This is a genomic window from Tenacibaculum aquaeponti, from assembly GCF_052084715.1.
Taxonomy (GTDB): Bacteria; Bacteroidota; Bacteroidia; order Flavobacteriales; family Flavobacteriaceae; genus Polaribacter.
Genome location: NZ_CP197288.1, coordinates 2,697,063 through 2,717,572, shown reverse-complemented (window position 1 = coordinate 2,717,572; position 20,510 = coordinate 2,697,063). Strand labels below are relative to the sequence as shown.

18 protein-coding genes and 3 tRNA genes are annotated in these 20,510 nt (G+C 29.6%); 16 read left to right on the top strand and 5 right to left on the bottom strand.

Translation table 11 applies throughout. The features are described from left to right. Window positions 1–7: 7 nt before the first annotated feature. From ACSIGC_RS12235 to cyoE, 3 genes are read right to left on the bottom strand one after another with little or no spacing between them, the layout of a single operon-like run. Window positions 8–988 (bottom strand): cytochrome c oxidase subunit 3, encoded by a 981-nt coding sequence (locus ACSIGC_RS12235; RefSeq protein WP_442265099.1) that lies wholly within the window; start codon window positions 986–988, stop codon window positions 8–10. A 57-nt stretch (window positions 989–1,045) separates the two neighbouring features. After that, window positions 1,046–1,630, bottom strand: coding sequence for a cytochrome c oxidase subunit 3 (locus tag ACSIGC_RS12230; RefSeq protein ID WP_442265098.1), 585 nt, complete (start codon window positions 1,628–1,630; stop codon window positions 1,046–1,048). After that, window positions 1,630–2,496: a heme o synthase gene (cyoE, locus tag ACSIGC_RS12225; RefSeq protein ID WP_442265097.1), complete on the bottom strand. Its 867-nt coding sequence runs from the start codon at window positions 2,494–2,496 to the stop codon at window positions 1,630–1,632. The genes ACSIGC_RS12230 and cyoE overlap by 1 nt, the downstream gene beginning before the upstream one ends. 257 nt (window positions 2,497–2,753) lie before the next feature. On the opposite strand from cyoE, the gene ACSIGC_RS12220 reads away from it, so the two are divergent. The 16 genes from ACSIGC_RS12220 to ACSIGC_RS12145 all read left to right on the top strand — a co-directional run bounded on the left by ACSIGC_RS12220 (window position 2,754) and on the right by ACSIGC_RS12145 (window position 16,597). Next, window positions 2,754–2,839: transfer RNA gene (locus tag ACSIGC_RS12220), tRNA-Leu, on the top strand. A 257-nt stretch (window positions 2,840–3,096) separates the two neighbouring features. Beyond that, window positions 3,097–3,168: transfer RNA gene (locus ACSIGC_RS12215), tRNA-Gly, on the top strand. A 25-nt stretch (window positions 3,169–3,193) separates the two neighbouring features. Then, window positions 3,194–3,279: transfer RNA gene (locus ACSIGC_RS12210), tRNA-Leu, on the top strand. 486 nt (window positions 3,280–3,765) lie between these two features. Continuing rightward, window positions 3,766–3,933, top strand: a complete 168-nt coding sequence (locus ACSIGC_RS12205) for a hypothetical protein (protein ID WP_442265096.1) — start codon at window positions 3,766–3,768, stop codon at window positions 3,931–3,933. A 530-nt stretch (window positions 3,934–4,463) separates the two neighbouring features. Further along, a complete protein-coding gene (locus ACSIGC_RS12200; protein ID WP_442265095.1) occupies window positions 4,464–5,174 on the top strand; it encodes a DUF547 domain-containing protein in 711 nt (236 codons plus the stop codon). A gap of 35 nt (window positions 5,175–5,209) precedes the next feature. Continuing rightward, window positions 5,210–5,545: an arsenosugar biosynthesis-associated peroxidase-like protein gene (locus tag ACSIGC_RS12195; RefSeq protein WP_095074706.1), complete on the top strand. Its 336-nt coding sequence runs from the start codon at window positions 5,210–5,212 to the stop codon at window positions 5,543–5,545. 75 nt (window positions 5,546–5,620) lie between these two features. Continuing rightward, complete coding sequence (gene arsS / locus ACSIGC_RS12190; protein WP_442265094.1) at window positions 5,621–6,673, top strand: arsenosugar biosynthesis radical SAM (seleno)protein ArsS; 1,053 nt, start codon at window positions 5,621–5,623, stop codon at window positions 6,671–6,673. Window positions 6,674–6,676: 3 nt separating this feature from the next. Then, window positions 6,677–7,180 (top strand): rhodanese-like domain-containing protein, encoded by a 504-nt coding sequence (locus tag ACSIGC_RS12185; protein ID WP_442265093.1) that lies wholly within the window; start codon window positions 6,677–6,679, stop codon window positions 7,178–7,180. Beyond that, the gene (locus tag ACSIGC_RS12180; protein WP_442265092.1) at window positions 7,173–7,775 is read left to right on the top strand and encodes a TIGR04282 family arsenosugar biosynthesis glycosyltransferase; all 603 of its coding nucleotides are present in this window, start codon (window positions 7,173–7,175) and stop codon (window positions 7,773–7,775) included. The genes ACSIGC_RS12185 and ACSIGC_RS12180 overlap by 8 nt, the downstream gene beginning before the upstream one ends. Continuing rightward, window positions 7,772–8,587: a purine-nucleoside phosphorylase gene (locus tag ACSIGC_RS12175; protein WP_442265091.1), complete on the top strand. Its 816-nt coding sequence runs from the start codon at window positions 7,772–7,774 to the stop codon at window positions 8,585–8,587. Before ACSIGC_RS12180 ends, ACSIGC_RS12175 begins: the two co-directional genes overlap by 4 nt. Continuing rightward, window positions 8,587–9,000, top strand: coding sequence for a DoxX family membrane protein (locus tag ACSIGC_RS12170; RefSeq protein ID WP_095074716.1), 414 nt, complete (start codon window positions 8,587–8,589; stop codon window positions 8,998–9,000). The genes ACSIGC_RS12175 and ACSIGC_RS12170 overlap by 1 nt, the downstream gene beginning before the upstream one ends. Window positions 9,001–9,002: 2 nt before the next feature. Beyond that, a complete protein-coding gene (gene arsM, locus ACSIGC_RS12165; RefSeq protein ID WP_442265090.1) occupies window positions 9,003–9,971 on the top strand; it encodes an arsenosugar biosynthesis arsenite methyltransferase ArsM in 969 nt (322 codons plus the stop codon). A 201-nt stretch (window positions 9,972–10,172) separates the two neighbouring features. Then, the gene (locus ACSIGC_RS12160; RefSeq protein WP_442265089.1) at window positions 10,173–11,534 is read left to right on the top strand and encodes a TlpA family protein disulfide reductase; all 1,362 of its coding nucleotides are present in this window, start codon (window positions 10,173–10,175) and stop codon (window positions 11,532–11,534) included. A gap of 119 nt (window positions 11,535–11,653) precedes the next feature. Beyond that, window positions 11,654–12,328, top strand: coding sequence for a DUF2064 domain-containing protein (locus ACSIGC_RS12155; RefSeq protein WP_442265088.1), 675 nt, complete (start codon window positions 11,654–11,656; stop codon window positions 12,326–12,328). A gap of 96 nt (window positions 12,329–12,424) precedes the next feature. Further along, window positions 12,425–15,535, top strand: a complete 3,111-nt coding sequence (locus tag ACSIGC_RS12150) for a TonB-dependent receptor (protein ID WP_442265087.1) — start codon at window positions 12,425–12,427, stop codon at window positions 15,533–15,535. A 159-nt stretch (window positions 15,536–15,694) separates the two neighbouring features. Beyond that, window positions 15,695–16,597: a sterol desaturase family protein gene (locus tag ACSIGC_RS12145; protein WP_442265086.1), complete on the top strand. Its 903-nt coding sequence runs from the start codon at window positions 15,695–15,697 to the stop codon at window positions 16,595–16,597. A 13-nt stretch (window positions 16,598–16,610) separates the two neighbouring features. Here the strand turns inward: ACSIGC_RS12145 and ACSIGC_RS12140 are convergent, their stop codons facing one another. Together ACSIGC_RS12140 and ACSIGC_RS12135 are read right to left on the bottom strand one after the other, a co-directional pair. Further along, window positions 16,611–18,641, bottom strand: a complete 2,031-nt coding sequence (locus ACSIGC_RS12140) for a DUF3857 domain-containing protein (RefSeq protein WP_442265085.1) — start codon at window positions 18,639–18,641, stop codon at window positions 16,611–16,613. Continuing rightward, window positions 18,607–20,427, bottom strand: coding sequence for a transglutaminase-like domain-containing protein (locus ACSIGC_RS12135; RefSeq protein ID WP_442265084.1), 1,821 nt, complete (start codon window positions 20,425–20,427; stop codon window positions 18,607–18,609). The genes ACSIGC_RS12140 and ACSIGC_RS12135 overlap by 35 nt, the downstream gene beginning before the upstream one ends. Window positions 20,428–20,510: the final 83 nt, after the last annotated feature.

Below are 20,510 nucleotides of genomic sequence, written 5' to 3'. Positions count from 1 at the left end.
ATATTAATTATACTAAGTAGAAGAATGTAAATACGAATACCCAAACTAAATCTACAAAGTGCCAATATAATCCAACTTTTTCTACCATTTCGTAGTGTCCTCTTTTTTCGTATGTTCCTAAAACAACATTGAAGAAGATAATGATATTAATTACAATTCCTGAGAATACGTGGAAACCGTGGAAACCTGTAATAAAGAAAAAGAAATCTGCAAAGATTGGATTACCGTATTCGTTATCACGTAAATTCGCACCTTCAACAACTAATTTTACTTTAGCCATTTGTTTAAGACTTTCTTCTCTAGATAAGATGATTTTCTTCTTAGTTGCTAAATCAATTTTTTCACTTCTAACTTGTAAAGAAGGATCGTTTTTAAACGCTTCTTGTACCTGAGCAACTGAATATTGAGAAATTGTAGCTTCGTTAGTAAACCATAATCCGTTCTTTCTTGAGTGCTGAACTCTTCCGTCAGTTCTATCTCCCTGAACAAAATCAGCTAAAGCGATCTGCTCTCCATCTTTAACGAATTGTAATATATGATTATCTGTAGTTTTAACAGCTCCATAAGAACCTTTAATGAATGTTTTCCATTCCCAAGCCTGAGAACCAACGAATATTAATCCGAAAACAATAGTAACAAACATATAAAGTGCTACTTTCTTTTGTTGCATTTTATGCCCTGCATCTACAGCTAAAACCATAGTTACAGAAGACACAATAAGAATAAATGTCATGAATGCAACATAATACATTGGGTAGTTACCATGGAAAAAAGGAACGTGAGTAAATACTTCATCGGCAATCGGCCATGAATCTATAAACTTAAAACGTGTTAAACCATAAGCAGCTAAGAACCCAGAAAAGGTTAAAGCATCAGACAAGATGAAGAACCACATCATCATTTTACCATAACTAGCGCCAAATGGTTTCACTCCACCTCCGCTCCAGGTCTCTTTATTATCAGAATTTACAGCGATATTAGCTTCCATAAATATCTTTATCAGTTAAATTTTGTTAAATCGTCCGCCAAAATTACACATTTTTAATCATCTAATGAAATAGAAAAAGAAAAATAGATAAATCCATAAAACATCTACAAAATGCCAAAAGATTGCACCTAGTTCAAAACCAAGCATATCGGCAGAAGAGTACTTCTTTTTAAAATGATTATAAATAACAACAATTAACACAATCACACCTCCTAACAAGTGTAAAACATGCATAAAAGTAATAATTAGTAGTAATGAAACAGAAACTGTACTTCCTGGACCTGTAAAATATAACCCAGAACTACGTAATTGCTCAAACCCTACATATTGGAACCAAACAAATGCTAAACCTAAAATAAAAGTTAGGGTTAGTAAAACAAAAGATAGTTGTAGTTTATCTTGTTTTAGTAATCTATGAGATAAAAACAAGGTTATACTACTTAAAACTATTAAAACTGTACTCACATAAAAAGCCTGAGGTAAATCGAAAGTTACCCAATCATCTCTTTTCATACTTATAATGTAAGCACTTGTTAAACCAGCAAAGAACATTACCATACTTATAAGTGAAACCCATAACATTGGTTTTGCTGATTTTCTTTTCGCTACTCTTAACTCACTATCAACTTGAGCTCTATCCATTAGTGTAAAAATTTATCTATAACATATATTATTGGCAACACTGTGATATAAAACACACTAGCCAACATTAACTTTCTCGCATCTATATTCGACTCTGATTTATACAATTTTATTGCATAAAATAGCATTAACAGCCCTAAACTTGCTACAATGACTGCTGTTATGGGATATATATATAGACTCCCAGTACTCTTTAAAACTGGTGCAATAGAAATTAAAATCATTACAGCAGTATAAAATATCATTTGAACAACAGCTCCTTTGTCTTTCTTATCCATTGGAAGCATATGTAAACCAGCTTTGTTGTATTCTTCATATTGCAACCATCCGATAGCCCAAAAGTGTGGAAATTGCCAAAAAAACTGAATCATAAATAAAAATCCAGCTTCAACACCAAATTTACCTGTTGCTGCAACCCAACCTAACATAAAAGGAATTGCTCCAGGAATTGCTCCAACAAACACAGCTAAAGGAGTCACAGCTTTTAAAGGTGTGTATGCACTTGTATAAAGAAAAATAGATATTGCTCCAAACAAAGCACATTTCGGATTGATAGCATATAATATTGCAATACCAGATATAGTGAATAATGAAGCTATGATTAATGCCACAGTAGGACTCATTCTTCCAGCAGGAAGTGGTCTGTTTTTAGTGCGTTGCATTAATTTGTCTATATCTTTTTCAATTACTTGATTAAAAGCATTAGATGCACCAACCATTAAGTAGCCACCAATAGCTAACATTAATATAGTTGTATAATCTATAGTTTCTGCTCCTAATAAATATCCAGCAATTGATGTAAATACAACACTTACCGAAAGTCCTACTTTAGTAAGCTGCTTAAAATCTAAAAAAACTGTTTTCAATATCGACTTATCTTCAACCAAAACTAAACCCACCTTGCTAATTCCAAAATTTTTGCAAAGATATTCTATAATAGTGTAACCACCATGTTTTTTGAGTTTTATTAATGAGTGAAAATATTTTTATTGAAAAAACATCTTTTTTATTTGCAGAATAAAAAAACCATTGTATATTTGCACCCGCAATAACAATTGCACAAGTTCTTAAAATTACAAATCAGAAATTATTTATTAAATCTGATTTCTATATAAAATACCATGCAGAAGTGGTGGAATTGGTAGACACGTTGGACTTAAAATCCAATGGGCCGTAATGCCCGTGCGGGTTCAAGTCCCGCCTTCTGTACTAAACCGTTGTTAACCCTACGTTTTCAACGGTTTTTTTATGCGCTTAATTTTTCTCGCTACACGATTTAACCCTCTATTCATTTTAACAAAAATATTTTTTTATTTACACAACTGTTTTTAAACCACTTAAACATTAAAAAAACATTTTACTTATAAAAAGCTGTTTTAAATACTTGTTTTTTATTTGTAGAATAAAAAAACCGTTGTATATTTGCATCCGCAATAACAATTGCACAAGTTCATAAAAAAGCTTACGCGAAAGTAGCTCAGGGGTAGAGCATCACCTTGCCAAGGTGAGGGTCGCGGGTTCAAATCCCGTCTTTCGCTCGAACTCTTAATATAAACACACCATGCAGAAGTGGTGGAATTGGTAGACACGTTGGACTTAAAATCCAATGGGCCGTAATGCCCGTGCGGGTTCAAGTCCCGCCTTCTGTACTAAACCGTTATTAATCTTATGATTTTTAACGGTTTTTTTTATTTTAAAAACTAAAACCTCCTTTCTATTTGTTATAACTACGAAGATAAATAGTCTTAAAGCAAGTTTTAACAGCGATATAGCATTGTTTTAAAAACATCTTGACAACGAAATTTGTAAGAAAACAAAATGCAAAATTTCGAATTTATTTTAACCTTAAACGCTTTAAGCTACAGTTAAGAAAACTTATTCAAAGGGATATTTTTCTCTTATAATGCTTCAATCATGAGTTTACTCAAAAGATTGAAAAGGATTCATGGAATATAATAGAATCATCTATAAAAGCTTTTCAACAAGATATAACTTTTAAAGATTGTCATCCTATAATTCGAAAAAACTTAACTTCTTACTTTGTGAAAAATATAGTTAAATGCTGGGCTGAAGATATAAATTCGGTGATTGATAAACTAAACGAAAAAAATTCTGAAAGGCTTTTAAAAAATAAATTGAATCATAATCAAATTGATGTATTTAGTCATTCAAGAGCAGCAGCAGGAGAAGCATTATTAACCAATAATGAAATAAGAACAGGATACAATCTTGATGGTTTTCAATGGGGACAAGTTGCAGGCACTATCTTTCGAAAACCATTTCTTTTTATTTCATCAGACTAGCCTGAAATACATCTAACCTTTAACAAACACATATTTATAAATAAAAGCAATTCATATTTTATGATGCTAAAATTCTACAATCTCGACATAGTAACTTTATGGACATTCCTTATAAAATTCCTATAAAAGCAATTAATGAACCAGTTAAAATCTAAGTGTTCTAAACTAAAATTTAAAATATTTCAAAACGGAATCATAAAGTAAACAGAGCTAAAAAACCTCTTTTTAAAATTTTTTTCGAAACAGAAAAAAATTTAACATAAAAAAAACACTTCTTAACCATTGATTTACAACACAATAAAAAAAACACAAAAAAAAACCATGTTTTTCCTGTTTTTATACCTTTTAATTGCTTTATATTTGTAGTGTCCTCAGAGACGTTTGAGGACACTTTTTCTTTTTCATAGCAATTTTCCCACTCAATCTTTGAGTGGGTTTTTTTATTTAATTTGGTTACTCTTTAATATTCCTAAATATTCTTTGTAAAGTTTTTTTAAAACTAACGTCTACATTTATAAATAACAATTATCATGAAAAAAATCGTTTTTATTTTATCAATATTTTTATCAATAAATGTAATAGCTCAATCTTCAAAGTTCAACACATTATTAAATAAACATGTAGATACTAAAGGAAACGTGAATTATAAAGCATTTAAAAAAGATGAAGCTGTTTTAGATTCTTATTTAGCGTATTTAAACCAAACAATACCTAGTCTTTCTTGGTCTAAAGACAAGCAGAAAGCTTTTTGGATTAATGCTTACAATGCATATACGATAAAATTAATTTTAGAGAACTATCCATTGAAGAGTATCACTAAAATTAAAAAGAAAGGTAAAAACGCTTGGAAAATTCCATTTGCAAAAGTTGGCGGTAAAACATATACTTTAGATCATATTGAACATAATATCTTAAGAAAAAAATTATTTGATCCAAGAATTCATGTTGGTGTAAATTGCGCTTCTGGTTCTTGTCCTAAATTACACAACAAAGCTTTCACAGCTAAAAATATTGATAGTGAATTAGAAAGCTTAATGAAGCAATTCATAAATGATTCAAAAAGAAACAAATTAAATAAAAAGAAAACAATACACATCTCAGAAATCTTCAACTGGTTTAAAGGAGATTTCACGAAAGAGGGTTCTGTTATAGATTATATTAATAAGTATGCTGATGAAAAAGTAGCTAGCGAAGCTAAAATCCATCACTTACCTTACGACTGGAATCTAAACGGAAAATAGTATCTTTAGTTTTCTAAATACATAAGAAATTATCAATGTCTAAAACATATTACGATCCTTCAGACTTAAGAAAGTTTGGAAAAATTACAGAATGGAGCGAAGAACTTGGAAACAAGTTCTTCGACTATTATGGAAAAGTTTTTGAAGAAGGAGCACTTACTGCTCGTGAAAAAAGCTTAATTGCTTTAGCTGTAGCACACACAGAGCAATGTCCTTATTGTATTGATGCTTATACAAAAGACGGATTACAACGAGGTATTACTAAAGAAGAAATGATGGAAGCAATTCATGTTGGAGCTGCTATAAAAAGTGGAGCAACTTTAGTACATGGTGTGCAAATGATGAATAAAGTGAATAAACTTGAAATGTAATCATGCTATGAATTATTCTAAATTATGAATTGAACTTGATTTCGTTTATAATTTTTAATTCACAATTAAAACTCGATGAAAAAATCACTCTTAGCTAGAAACAATGATTTGGCAAATACTACTCATCAATTAGAAATATTATCTAACGGAATATTTCAAAATGGTGAATTACCAACATTTGCAGATAAGATAAAAGAGACTAATCAGTTTCCTTTGCGTCCAAAAAAGCTAGAAATTTTACAAATAAACTTAGGTTACATGTGTAATCAAGTATGTGCGCACTGTCATGTTGATGCGGGTCCAGACAGAAAAGAAATTATGACCACTGAAACTATGCAACAATGCTTAGATGTTATTAAAAAAACTGGGGCACATACATTAGATTTAACTGGTGGAGCGCCAGAAATGAATCCAAATTTCAGATGGTTTGTTGAAGAAGCTTCTAAAGCAGGAATCAAAGATTTTATCGTTCGTTCTAACTTAACTATTATTAGAGCCAACAAAAAGTACTACGATTTACCAGAGTTCTTCAAAAAACATAATGTTCATGTTGTTTCTTCTATGCCACACTGGACAAGAGGAAAAACAGACAAACAAAGAGGTGATGGTGTTTTTGATAAGTCTATCAAAGCACTTCAAATGCTAAATGAGGTTGGATACGGAAAAGAAGGATCTGGACTTCAATTGGATTTGGTTTACAATCCTTCAGGAGCATTTTTACCAGGAGATCAAGCAGCTTTAGAAAGTGATTTCAAAAAAGCATTGCATGAAGATTTTGGTATTATTTTCAATAGCTTATTTGCAATTACAAATTTACCTATCAGTAGATTTTTAGATTATTTAATCGCTTCTGAAAATTATGAAGATTATATGTACGCTTTAGTTGAAGCTTATAATCCAATGGCTGTAGAAAATGTAATGTGTACAAATACTTTATCTGTAAGTTGGGATGGTTGGTTATATGATTGTGATTTCAATCAAATGCTAAATCTAAAAGTAGCAAGTAAAGTAAAACACATTTCTGAATATAACGAAGAATTACTTCAAAACAGAAATATCATTATCAATCAGCATTGTTACGGATGTACTGCTGGAGCAGGAAGTAGTTGTCAAGGAACTGTTGCATAAATCATGAAGACTAAAATTGTATTTTTTCTATCGTTTTTTATTTTCTCATTTACTTTCTCACAAAGTAGTTTAAAACGACTATTGAAAAAATACAATACTGAGTCTGTTCCGTATATTACTGTTGAAGAGTTATCAAAACAAAAAAGTAACTATATTCTATTAGATGCTCGAGAAGCTAAAGAATATAATGTTAGCAGTATTAAAAATGGAATCTTTGTTGGTTACCAAAACTTCGATTTAAAAAGAACTACAGATGTAATTTTAGCAAATAAAAAAGATGCTAAAATAGTAGTATATTGCTCTCTCGGAGTACGTTCTGAAGACATCGCAGAACAGCTACAAAAAAAAGGATTTACCAATGTATTTAATTTATACGGAGGTATTTTTGAATGGAAAAACAAAGGTTTTACTGTGATTAACACAAATAATAAACCTACAGAAAAAGTACATGCTTTTGATAAAGAATGGGGAAAGTGGTTAAAAAAGGGCATAAAAGTATATGAGTAAAAATTTGCTGATGATTTTTACGCGAAATCCAGAATTGGGTAAAGTAAAAACAAGGCTTGCAAAATCTCTAGGAGATCAAAAAGCATTAGATATATATAAATTCTTACTGAATAAAACCAAAGAAGTTACGCAGCATTTATCTTGTGATAAAGCTGTTTTTTATTCTGTAAAAATTAGAAACAACGATATTTGGGATACAACGTATACAAAACACCAACAATCTGGAGAAGATTTAGGTATGCGTATGCAAAATTCATTTACAGAAGCTTTTGAAAATGGTTATGAAAAGGTTGCTATTATCGGTAGTGATTTATTCGATTTAACTCCAGATCATATTAATGAAGCTTTTGAAAAACTAGATCATAATGACATTATTATTGGTCCAGCAGAAGATGGTGGTTATTATTTATTAGCCAGCAAAAAAGTGTATCCTGAAATATTCCAAAACAAAGCTTGGGGAACCTCAACTGTTAGAAAAGAAACACTACAAGACTTACAAAAAGAAAGTGTACATTTATTACCCATGTTAAATGATGTTGATGTTATTGAAGACATTCAACAACACCCTGCATTTCAACAATTTTTAAACTTATGAAAAAACAACAGCTACAAGAAACTATAAACTACCTTAAAGAAAATGATATTACAAATCCTAAAATCGGAATTGTATTAGGTACAGGTTTAGGAAAATTAGTAGATGAAATAACAATAGAAACAGAAATTCCTTATAGTGATATTCCAAATTTTCCAGAAGCTACAGTAGAATTTCATTCAGGGAAACTAATTTACGGAGAATTAGCTGGTAAAAAAGTGGTTGTAATGTCTGGACGTTTTCATTTATATGAAGGCTATACACCATGGGAAGTTACATACGGAATTCGAACTATGCACGGATTAGGAATTGAAAACTTATTAATTTCTAATGCTGCCGGAGCTATTAATTTATCGTACAACAAAGGTGAGTTAATGCTTATTGAAGATCATATTAATTTACAAGGACAATCTCCTTTAGCTTTTGGTGAAGCCAAAGAATTCGGAAACATTTTTGCAGACATGTTAGAGCCTTATTCAAAAAAATTAAATGATTTACTGAAAGGTATTGCTCAAAAACACGACATAACGCTACACGAAGGAGTTTATGCTAGTGTATTGGGTCCGCAATTAGAAACGCGTGCAGAATATAGAATGCTTCAAATACTTGAAACAGATGCTGTAGGTATGAGTACTGTTCCTGAAGTAATTGTAGCTAAACAATTAAATATTCCATGTTGTGCTATTTCGGTTTTAACTGATGAGTGCGACCCTAAAAATTTACAACCAGTAGATATTGCTGATATTATCGCAACTGCTGGAAAAGCAGAACCTAATTTGGTCGCTATATTTAAAGATTTAATTAAAGAACTATAATGCTTAACAAACAAATAGCTGTTTTAACAATTAGACTAATTCTTGGATTTATTTTCTTTTTCCAAGGATTTGGAAAAGTATTCAAATTTGGATTGGATAATGTTTACAAAAACTTCTTCCAATCCAGTTATGGTGAATTACTTCCTGACTTCTTATTGTTATTTTCTGCTTACTTTACTTCTTTAGCAGAATTTATTGGTGGTTTTTTGTTAGTAATTGGTTTAAAAAGAGATTATGCCTTATATACTTTAGCCTTAGTTTTAGTAATTGTAACTTTTGGGCATGGTTTAAAGGATCCTATTTGGGATTTATCTCATGTAATGTATAGAACAATACTTTTGGTAAGTTTATTATTACTACCAAAAGAACTTGATAAATTTTCTGTAGACTTTTTAATTAAAAAAGACAAGTAAGAATGAGTTATTTAGAAACAACAAAAGATGTATATAAAGAAGCAGCATTAACTCCAGATGTAGGATTATGTTGTACTACTAACCCAATTTGGGAATTACCAGGATTAAAAATCCCTAAAATTATGCAAGAAATGAACTACGGTTGTGGTTCAACAGTGCATGCTAGAGACTTAACTAATAGTCCGAAAATATTATACGTTGGTGTTGGAGGTGGAATGGAATTATTACAATTCTCTTACTTCTCTCGTCAAAAAAATGGGGTTATTGGTTTAGATGTAGTCGATGAAATGTTAGAAGCTTCTCGAAAAAACTTTATTAAAGCAGAAGAACAAAACGATTGGTTTAAAAGCGAATTTGTTGATCTACGCAAAGGTGACGCAATGAATTTACCTGTAGAAGATAACTCTATCGATGTTGCTGCTCAAAATTGTTTATTCAACATTTTTAAAGCAGATGATTTAAAGAAAGCTATTGCTGAAATGTATCGTGTATTAAAACCTCACGGACGTTTAGTAATGAGTGATCCAACTTGTGAACAACCAATGAATGAGACGTTACGAAACGACGAACGTTTACGTGCTTTATGTTTAAGTGGAAGTTTACCGATTGCTGAATATGTAAAAATGTTAACTGACGCTGGTTTCGGTACTATTGAAATTAGAGCTAGAAAACCTTACAGAATTTTAGATCCAAAAAATTATCCTACAGATGAATTGATTTATATCGAATCTATAGAAGTAGCTGCAATAAAAGATCCTATGCCAGAAGATGGTCCATGTATTTTTACTGGAAAAGCTGCTATTTACTACGGTGAAGAAGAGTATTTCGATGATGGTAAAGGACACACTTTATTACAAAATCAACCTTTAGCGATTTGCGATAAAACAGCCACTGCTTTACAAGCTTTAGGAAGAGATGATATTTATTTTTCAGAATCTACTTTCCATTATGATGGAGGTGGATGCTGTTAATAATCAACACGTATTCTAATCAAAAAAACGACCTGATAGGTCGTTTTTTGTTTATATGATTTTAATAAATCTGCAATAAAAAAACCAAAAAGAAACAAACAAATTAAAAATCAACCAAATAAGATGTAGAGTCGGCATTATTTTTGATAAAAAATCATATATTTAATTCATATTAAAAACCAATCTAAATCTTAAAAAATTATGAAAAAGCTACTTTTTGGTATCGCTACTATAGCTTTAGTTTCATGCGGTAAAGAACAAACAGTTAACTACGCTTTATTTAAAGGAAACATTAAAAATCCTAACAGCAAAGAATTAGCAATTATAAATAGTTCTAACGAATTGGTTAAAACAATTAAACTATCAGAAGATGGTTCTTTTGCCGACACCATTTTTAATGCTAATGGTCATCATCGTTTTAGCGACGGAAAAGAATCCTCTTCTTTCTATTTAAAAGACGGATATGAGCTTTCTTTAAATATGGATGCTAAAGAATTTGATGAAACAATTGTGTATTCAGGTGAAGGTAACGAAGCAAATAACTTTCTAGCTCAAAAATACTTAATTAAAGAAAGAGCTGGATCTATGCAAGACTTATACTCTCTTGATGAAACTGCATACTTAGCTAAAATGGACGACATAAATAAAGAACTTGAAAAAACTTTAGAAAATGTAGATAGCGATTTTGCTAAGGAAGAGAAAATCAATTTAAATTACGAGTATTTATCGCATCTAACAAATTATCAACCTGCACATCGATATTTTTCAAAAGATAATGAGTTTAAAGTTTCAGAATCTTTCCCTCTTAACTTAGATAAATTAGATGTAAATAATGAAGATCATTTCAAAAAGTTCAACTCTTATAAAAACATTGTTAGTTATCATTTTACTAACTCTGCTCGTATCAAATCAAAAGAAAAAAACATCTCATTTGAAGATGCAGCTATTGAATATATAGAATCACATAAAAGTGAAATAATCAAAAGTAGCTTATTAAAGGATATGGCTTTTCAAATATCGGCGAACAATCCTAAATCAGAAGTTTTATATAATGCCATTATGAAGCTTTCTAAAGACGAAGCCTTAAAAGAAAGAATAACAAAACAGTTTAATGGAATTAAAAAATTAGCCGCTGGTAATGCTTCTCCTTCTTTCGAAAACTATGAAAATAATGCTGGCGGAACAACATCTTTAGCAGATTTAAAAGGAAAATATGTGTACATCGATCTTTGGGCAACATGGTGTAAACCTTGTAAAGCTGAAATTCCATTTTTAAAGAAAGTGGAAGAAAAATATAGTGATAAAAACATTGCTTTTGTTAGTATTTCAATTGATGCTGAAGCTGATCATGATACTTGGAAAAAAATGATTAAGGATAAAGAATTAGGAGGAATCCAGTTAATGGCTGACAAAGACTGGCAATCTAAATTTGTTTTAGATTATCAAGTTCAAGGAATTCCTCATTTTATTTTAATTGATCCTGAAGGAAACATTGTAAAATCTTACGCTCCTAGACCATCAGACAAAAAACTTATTGAATTATTTGACGAATTAAAGATTTAAAAGTCAATAATATTACAACATATTCATTGTTAAAAAACGACCTTTTTGGTCGTTTTTTTTCTTTATCAAGTAATGTGTTGTAATTTATATCGACTATATACTCCACTTTATTAAAAAGAATGTTAAATAAAAGTATCAATACTGCCATTTTATTGTTTTCAAATACTTCTGAAAAAGAAGTAAAAGAAAAGCAAATACGCAAGGGTCAACTTTTATTCAAATATTTACATCAAAAAACACTTTCTGAAGCTCAAAAAACAGGATTAGACATTCTTGTTTTTAATGAAAAGAATCAAAAAGGAAAAACTTTCGGTGAACGATTTTCTAATGCAATTGAAACTGTTTTTAATCAAGGATACGATCATGTAATTACTATTGGTAACGATAGTCCTGAATTAAATTCACAACATATTTTAATCGCTCACGAAAATTTAATTGGACACAGAAACACATTAGGTCCTGCTTTTGATGGTGGAGTGTATTTAATAGGAATTTCAAAACAACAATTCCAAAAAGATGAGTTTGCTGCATTACCTTGGCAAACTTCAGAATTGTTAGAAGTTTTATCTACGCTATTCACTAAAAAAAATTCGGCACCTCTTCTTTTAAATCCTTTAAAAGATTTAGATTCTAAAAGTGATCTTTTTTACTTTTTAAACACCAAAAATTCTGTTTTAGAAAGTATCATTTTAACTATCATCTCAACCTTCTGTATTCCTTTTTACACTGAATGTACTTCTTCAGAAACTTATATAAAAAGTCAGCATAATAAAGGTTCTCCCCTATTAGCTTAATCATATTATTTACTTGTGATAAACTTTTAAGCAACTACTTAAAAGTACAAGCTATGCACACCTTTATTTTAATTAACTAAATCATTTTTCATTCGTATGAAAATTAAATTTTTTATTGCTGTTCTTTTTTCTGTTTTATTCAGTTACGCTCAAGAAACTACAGGGAATGTTGAGGGGAAAATAACAGATAAACAAGGACTTTCAATTCCTTTTGCTTCGATAATTATAACAGACACAGAAACTAATTTTTCTTATGGAACAAGTTCACAAGAATCTGGTCATTATGTAATCGCTAATATTCCACCAGGAAATACATATAAAATTGAAGTTCATTTTATTGGCTATCACACATACGTTAAAACAGGAATTACAATTCAATTGGGAAAAACATTAACTATAGATATTCCTTTACAGGAAGAAAATGCTACGTTAGATGAAGTTGTAATTTCTGGAAAATCGAATAGGATAAATCCATCTGTTATTAACACCAAACAATTGTTAAAAACTCCTACAATTAGTAGAAGTGTGCAAGATTTAACAAGAAACTTATCTGAAGCCAATTTGAATTCATTTGGAGGAGCAAGCAATAGATTTAATAATTTTAATATTGATGGAATAGCTAGTAACGACGTTGTTGGTTTTCAAGAGCCAGCAAGTGGTGCAGCTGGATCTTCTGCAAATGGAACTCCTGGAAGTTTATCTCGTAGTCAGCCTATTAGTTTCGGAGCAATTAAAGAGCTTTCTGTTAAAACCTCACCGTTTGATGTAAGTATAGGAAATTTTACTGGAGCCAATATTAATGTGGTTACAAAAAACGGAACAAATACTACAAAAGCCGAAGTATATGGCTATGGAAACAATCAATTACTAATTGGTTCTTTTGCTGATGGAATTGAACAAGAAGCGAATAGTTTTTATGATATTCAGTTTGGTGGTGGCGTTGGTGGAGCCATAAAAAAAGATAAACTATTTTATTATGTAAATGTTGAGCAAGCGTTGAGTAAAACTCCTCTTATCGGAGCTCCGGGTTCTTCAGGGTCAAATATTAGTCAACAAACTGTAATTGATATTGCTGATAAATTAAGAACAGATTATAATTACGATCCTGGTGCTTTTGAAAGTAGTGATATAGAAACTGCTTCTACGAAGATTTTTGCTCGTTTAGATTATAATATTTCAGAAAAACATAAACTAACTTTACGGAATAACTTTGTAAAGAGTTTTACTGATAATTTAGAATGGAACCAAGCGGTTTTTAATTTTGGAAATCAGGGATACCGACACAATAGTATTCTTAACGGTACAACATTAGAATTAAACTCTAGTTTATCTGAAAACACATCTAATATTTTAACTTTCGGTTACACAAAAGTAAAGGAAGATCGTTCGTATGACGGAAGAGTTTTTCCGCATATAGAAATTAACGATTCTTCTAATAGAATTTTTGCCGGAACATATCGAGAAGCTTCTATTTACAATACAAATTTGAACACTTTTCAGCTCACAAATAAGTTAACGTATTACAAAAATAATCATACAATTACGGGTGGATTATTATTTCAATACAATGATATAGATTACGGATTTTTAACTGCATGGAATGGACGTTGGGCTTATCGTTCTGTCGATGATTTTTTAAATGATAGACCTTCCAGAATTCGTGGAGTATATCATGTTACAAACAATTCTTTTGATTTTGTAAACAATCGCCCTTCAGCAACAATTGATGTTTTGACTTCAGCTTTTTATCTTCAAGATAAAATAAGAATCAGTGATAAATTCTCATTAAACTTAGGTGTTCGATTAGATAATCAATTCTTATTAGACGATTTACCTTTAAGTCCGTTAGTTAGAAACACTCCAGAGTTCAGTAATTTCACGAATCAAATAGAAGTAAATCCACATATCAATCCAAGAGTAAGTTTTGAATATACGTTAGATGAAAACAAAAAATACAAACTTAGTGGAGGAAGCGGATTATTTACAGGTAGAATTCCGTATTTATGGTTTGCATATGCAGAATATATTTCTGGAACAGATTATTTTAATGTAGATATTCGCCCTAATGGAAATACAGTTCGTTTAGAAGAAAATTTAGGAACATTAGCTACTCAACAGCCAGGCTTAACAGAAATCAATTTAATTGATAACGATTTTGAATTACCAAGAGAATGGAAAACTCGCTTACATTTCGAAGCAAAATTACCAAGGAAGTTTAGATTTACAGCTGAAGCAACTTATACTGATGTTTTAAAAGGAATTTTCTTTCAATCGATAAACAGAAGACAAGAATTTGGCAATTATTCTGGAGCAGATAATCGTTTATTTTATAATGGAACTCGCGTAAACGACAACTTTACCAATGTGTTTTTATTAAGTAATACAAACAAAGGATACCGTTATAATATCAATCTTGGTTTATATAAAGAAACCGATAATTATTCTGGGTTCTTAGGATATACAAATGGAAAAAGTAAAGAAATATCGAGTACTGTTCGTAATTCTTCCGCTGCAAATTTTGAATGGAATCAGGCTATAAACTCTCACGATCCAGATTTATCATTCTCTAATTTCGATTTACGTCATAAGTTTGTTTCATCACACGGTTACAATATCAACTTCAAAAACAAACATCAAATACAGCTTTCTGCTTTATATACAGGAACCTCAGGAAACCCGTATTCTGTAGTGTATCAAGGAGATGTAAATAGAGATGGATCATCTAGAAATGATTTGGTTTATATTCCAGCAAATCAAGGAGAAATTCAATTGCAAAATATTACAGACACCAATGGAAATGTATTAGTTTCTGCGCAAGAACAATGGAATCGTTTAGATGCTTTTATTGAGAATAATGATTATTTAAGAGAAAATAGAGGAAGTTATGCAGAGAGAAACGGAGGTAGAACACCTTGGAATCATCAATTAGATGCTAAGTTTGTATACAATCTTCCTTTTGAAAATAATTCGAATTTACAAATCAGTTTAGATGTTTTTAATGTTTTAAACTTAATTCATAAAAACTGGGGACGATTAGTTTTTGTACCTAACGTAGTAAACTCAAATTTCAACTTATTAGAATTTAGAGGTGTTCAGAATAATCAACCTGTGTATCAATTCACGTTAGATGAAAACGCTACACCTTGGGTTTTAGATGGAATTAATTCTCGCTGGAGAGCCCAACTTGGATTAAAATATCAGTTTTAATGCCGCTAGATAAAATCTTTTTAATTTATAAAGAGGGAAAACACATTTAAAAATATCTTTTCCCTCTTTTACACAATAACTATTACTCCATAGTACTGTATATAATATCTATATAAAGCGACTTAATCTATTGAACTATTCTCGTATTTTTACAAAAGCATGCAGAAGTATCTAGAACTTATAAAAAACTCATATATAAACTACTGGAATTACATTAAACAATCTGTTTTAATGGAATTAAACTGGGAGAATTATTTCTATGGATTAATTCTAATTTCTTTAGTCGTATGGGGATTAGAGATTGTGTTTCCTTGGCGTAAGAATCAACCTACCTTCAGAAAAGATTTCTGGTTAGACACCTTTTATATGTTCTTTAATTTTTTCTTATTGAATTTGATTGTTCTAATTGCTCTTTCCAATACAGCTTCTGAAGTTTTCAATGATATTTTAGGGTTGTTGAACATCTCAATAACAGACCTTAAATTATTTGATATTAATAGTTTCCCTTATGCTTTACGCTTATTTGTATTCTTCATTATCATTGATTTTGTACAATGGTACACACACACTTTATTACACAAATACAAGTTTTTATGGAACTTTCATAAAGTACATCATTCCGTTAAACAAATGGGGTTTGCAGCTCACTTGCGTTACCATTGGATGGAACCTGTTGTATATAAATCAATGAAATACATCCCTTTAGCTATTATGGGTGGATTTACAGCTCAAGACGTTGCTATTGTTCATTTCTTTAATATTACTATCGGACATTTAAACCATGCCAATATTAATTGGGATTATGGTGTTTTAAAATACATTTTAAACAACCCTAAAATGCATATTTGGCATCATGTTAAAGAGTTACCAGAAGACCGAAAAAACGGTGTAAACTTCGGGATTACATTAAGTATTTGGGATTATATTTTTAAAACAAATTACATTCCGTATTCTGGTAGAGATATTGAAATTGGCTTTGAAGGTGACGAAAAATTCCCAAAAGATTTTCTTGGACAGGAGTTGTATCCTATCAACCAAAAAAATCATAATATGAATTATTAATTACATCTTCTTTTTACGATTTTATCTTTTTTAATTTAATTACAAATCGTTTGCCTTTTGCTTCACTAACTTTTTCATTGATAAGTTTTATATCAGTGAGCTTTTCTTTAGGAATTAAATCTTTTAGAATTTTATAATCTGATTTTAATTTAATTTGATTATTCTTAGTTTTTTTTAATTCAAAAGAATATTGACCTATATCATTTTCACATTTCAAGTTTATCTCTTTTTTACCTAAAATTTCTATATCATATGGAAAGTTTAAAAAACACATCATCAAATCAGAATAACTATAATCTAAATAATAACTTAATTCTGAAGAGTTAGCATCATTATCTAACTGATTATGATTAATCAGTTTATCCACAGAAATACTTACTAGACTATCGTTTATAAATGTAATTGCATTATTTAATGTACCCTTACCTCTAACTTTATAAACAAAAGGAGTTTTTGGACTCAATGACCTACTTGTTATTGTATCTATATCTATAGCATTATCTACACCTTGATATTCTGACAAGGCGTTATAAAAATCACTAGCTTTTTGATCTTGATCTAACATACCGTAAAAACTTCGTAATTCTGTAGATAATCCTCCCGAAATTTTAAAAATTGATTTAAAGGAAGTCTTTTTCTGTTTAACATCTACCTCACCAGAAATTATTTGATGTAGGTAATTAATGTTAGCACTCATACTAGGTAATTTAACAGTTTTGATGGATACTGAATCTGCCTTAGCTAACTTTAAATTTCTAGAAATAAATTTATCTTTTTTCCTTCTTTTTTTGGTTAAATGTGGTTTTACTAGAATAACATCTGAGTTATAAATAGAAGTAGGTATTTCATTAATTCGATATTGATAAAAATCTTCGTGAGGATATAATAATTTTAATTGTTTATTTTGATCTTCAAAGGCAAAAAATATATGATCAAACTCTCCTCTTCTAATATAATGTTTACTAATAGCCCCTAAACGTTTGGTTCTACCAAAAACAGCCCAATACTCTATTTCTAGATCCTCTAATATTTGCCTATAAAACCTTTTTATACTTAATGGATCAAATCGTTTTTTCTTTAAAAAATAACCACTAGACTTAATTAATTCTTCTTTTCTAGTAGGTTCCATTTTAAAATTATTTACTACTTCAGTATGCAATAAGTTAAATTTGTAATATTTCGAACTATCTTTAGCTTTCCCTACTACTCTTCTCTTCCACCTTTTATAGTATGAAAACTTTTCATAATCTAAAGCAAATGGTTGAGTAACAAAATTAAACTCCTCGTTATAAACATCTTTCCATGTTCTCAATTTTGTATCTTTTTTGTCTATAGAGTAATATAGATATGGTTTTTCGCAAGGCAAACAGTTAAATTCATTTTTTTTAATTCCTTTTACCTTATCCATAGAAAACTGAACATAGAATAAAGTGTCATTAGATACCACTGCTGGTTCTGGAAAACCATTATATGATTTGTATCTCAATAATACATCTGGATGAGTTTTTATAGTATATTGAGAATTTATACTAGGTACATCTGTATATAAATCCACATAATTCTTTAAATCGTTCTTTTTTAATCTTTCATAGTATATATAATTCATTTCAATGGTGTCTCCTGGCTCTACAGCTGGAATTGGATAATTTATTTCTCCAAATTTCTTTCCTTTAGAAGTACGTTTGAATACCAGACCAGAATCTAATTTAACTTTGGTTCCATCTGCTTTTAGAGTTTTAACCTTAATGCTTTGTAAATGATTACTTTCATATTCACTTAGATTTAAAAAAGCATAATCTTCAACTCCTTTAGATGTGTTTATTACTAATTTATTTGTAATAGAAATATATTTCTTATATCCAGACCATTCTTTAGCATAAGTAACATCTTTATAAAAATATGAATAATAAGCATCTGATTTTTCACAGAGAGTAGTGAAAGGGTCATTTCCTTTACTTAAAACAGATTTAAAACTATAAAAAAGTAAGCATATGCTTATGGCAATTAAACTAACTTTTCTGTTTTTTAAATATGATAGGTTCATTTATTATTTTTTTAAATGATTTTAAAATGTCGTTTGCTTTATCAACATTTTCTTTATCTATGTAAATATGATTAAGAATAAAATCGTAATTACATTCGATTTCTAATTCTGATATATACTTAATAATTACTTTAAGTGAAATTCCTTTTTCTTTGTAGTTATATGTTATAGGCTCGAAATCTTTTATGGGTTCGTTAATTTTTACTTTTGTACGAACTTTTTTATGAAATGGGTTTGCCAAATTAATCCCCTCCATTAATATTTCTCTATTTTCAGTTTCTATAATTCTTGGTAAAAAATCGATAAATAAGTATTTATTTTCTCCATCATCAAAAGACTTACTACTAATAGATATATCTCCTTTATATTCTAGTTTTTCAACATTTAACAGCTCTAAATTAGAAACAGATTGATTTCTGAAAATTTCTTCATAAAATGTATTTCCAAAATCACTAAGTTCTTCCTCTTTTTTACCCTTAAGTCTACGCTTCAAATAATTCCCAGAAATCCCATTATATGAAGTATAAAATGTTCCTTTAATATTTGTATTATCTTCCTTTAATTCTAATTGATATAAAATAGAATTCTCTTCTGGAGTAAAGCTTTTTACAGTATGAAAAACACCTCCATTTGAATTCACAATTAAAATATTACGATCTTGTAAACTCTCTACGGGTGTTCCTTCTCTATGAATTGAGTCTGTAGGATCTAACAGAATCACTTTTCCATTTATATAAGCTACAGCAATCACGTGATTCGCAGAGCTTAAAGACGGAAAATCACAATCACTAATATGATCAAAAGTAGCTGCTAAAGCTATATCACTTTTAATTCCTTTATATCTTAAAGCCTCTGATAAAAAATTTGATAGATCTTTACAATCTCCTTCTTTATTTAAATAAACAGCATTTGCATGAGTTGGAATAAAAGCGCCCATACCTACTTCTATAGCTACATACTTAAAGTTATTTTTAACATAGTTATAAATGATGTTGATAATTTCTGAGGGATCTTCAATGTTAATTGTTAGTTGGTCTATTTTTTGTTTTACCTGATAGTTTAACCCTTTTTTTGAAGCTACTTTTTCTGAATACCAATCGTTAATATAATTAGTAGGCCTATTTTTATAAGAATCTGGAGTGACTATAATTCGCATCAAAGGATTTCTCATATTCTTATAAACACCAAAAAACTGAAAAGGATCTGGTTCTACTTTTTGAGGAACTACTTCAATATTCCATACTGAATTGGTATTTGTTTTAGTAGAATCTATTTTATAGTAAGGAATAGATTCTTTGTAAATTGTATTATGAGCCAACTCAAAATTTTTAGCAATTTTTATTTTATAACTAAGTGTATCTATTTGATTATAAGAAAAAAAAGGCAAACTTGAAAAATACATTAATTCCTTACAACTAACTGAATAAGAAAGTTTAATTTCTTTATCAGCAGGAATCATGACATATTTAATTTTCTTACTTGTAATATACTCTAACTTAGCATCTTCTTCATAGATCTTTTTAATATATATTGGTTTATCTCTTCTCCTTTTCTTGATAAACAGTTTAATATCTGATACTTTTTCTAATTCTGTATCATAAAATATAGGGTAAAAGCGCGGTTTATTACTTTTTTTGAAAAGAATTGAAATATTATTTATGAAAGAAGAATCTTCTTTGATTTCTATGGTTTCCTTTATAGATTTTAAATGAATATCTTGACTGTAACATTTGAAATCATAGAAAATAAAAAGTAATAAAATTAGAGTACTTAATATCTTTTTCACTTTTGCATATTTTTATTAGTATACAACTATTATAATTAATTGTGTATACTTTTTAATAAAGCACAAAGTTACTCAAAATGTTT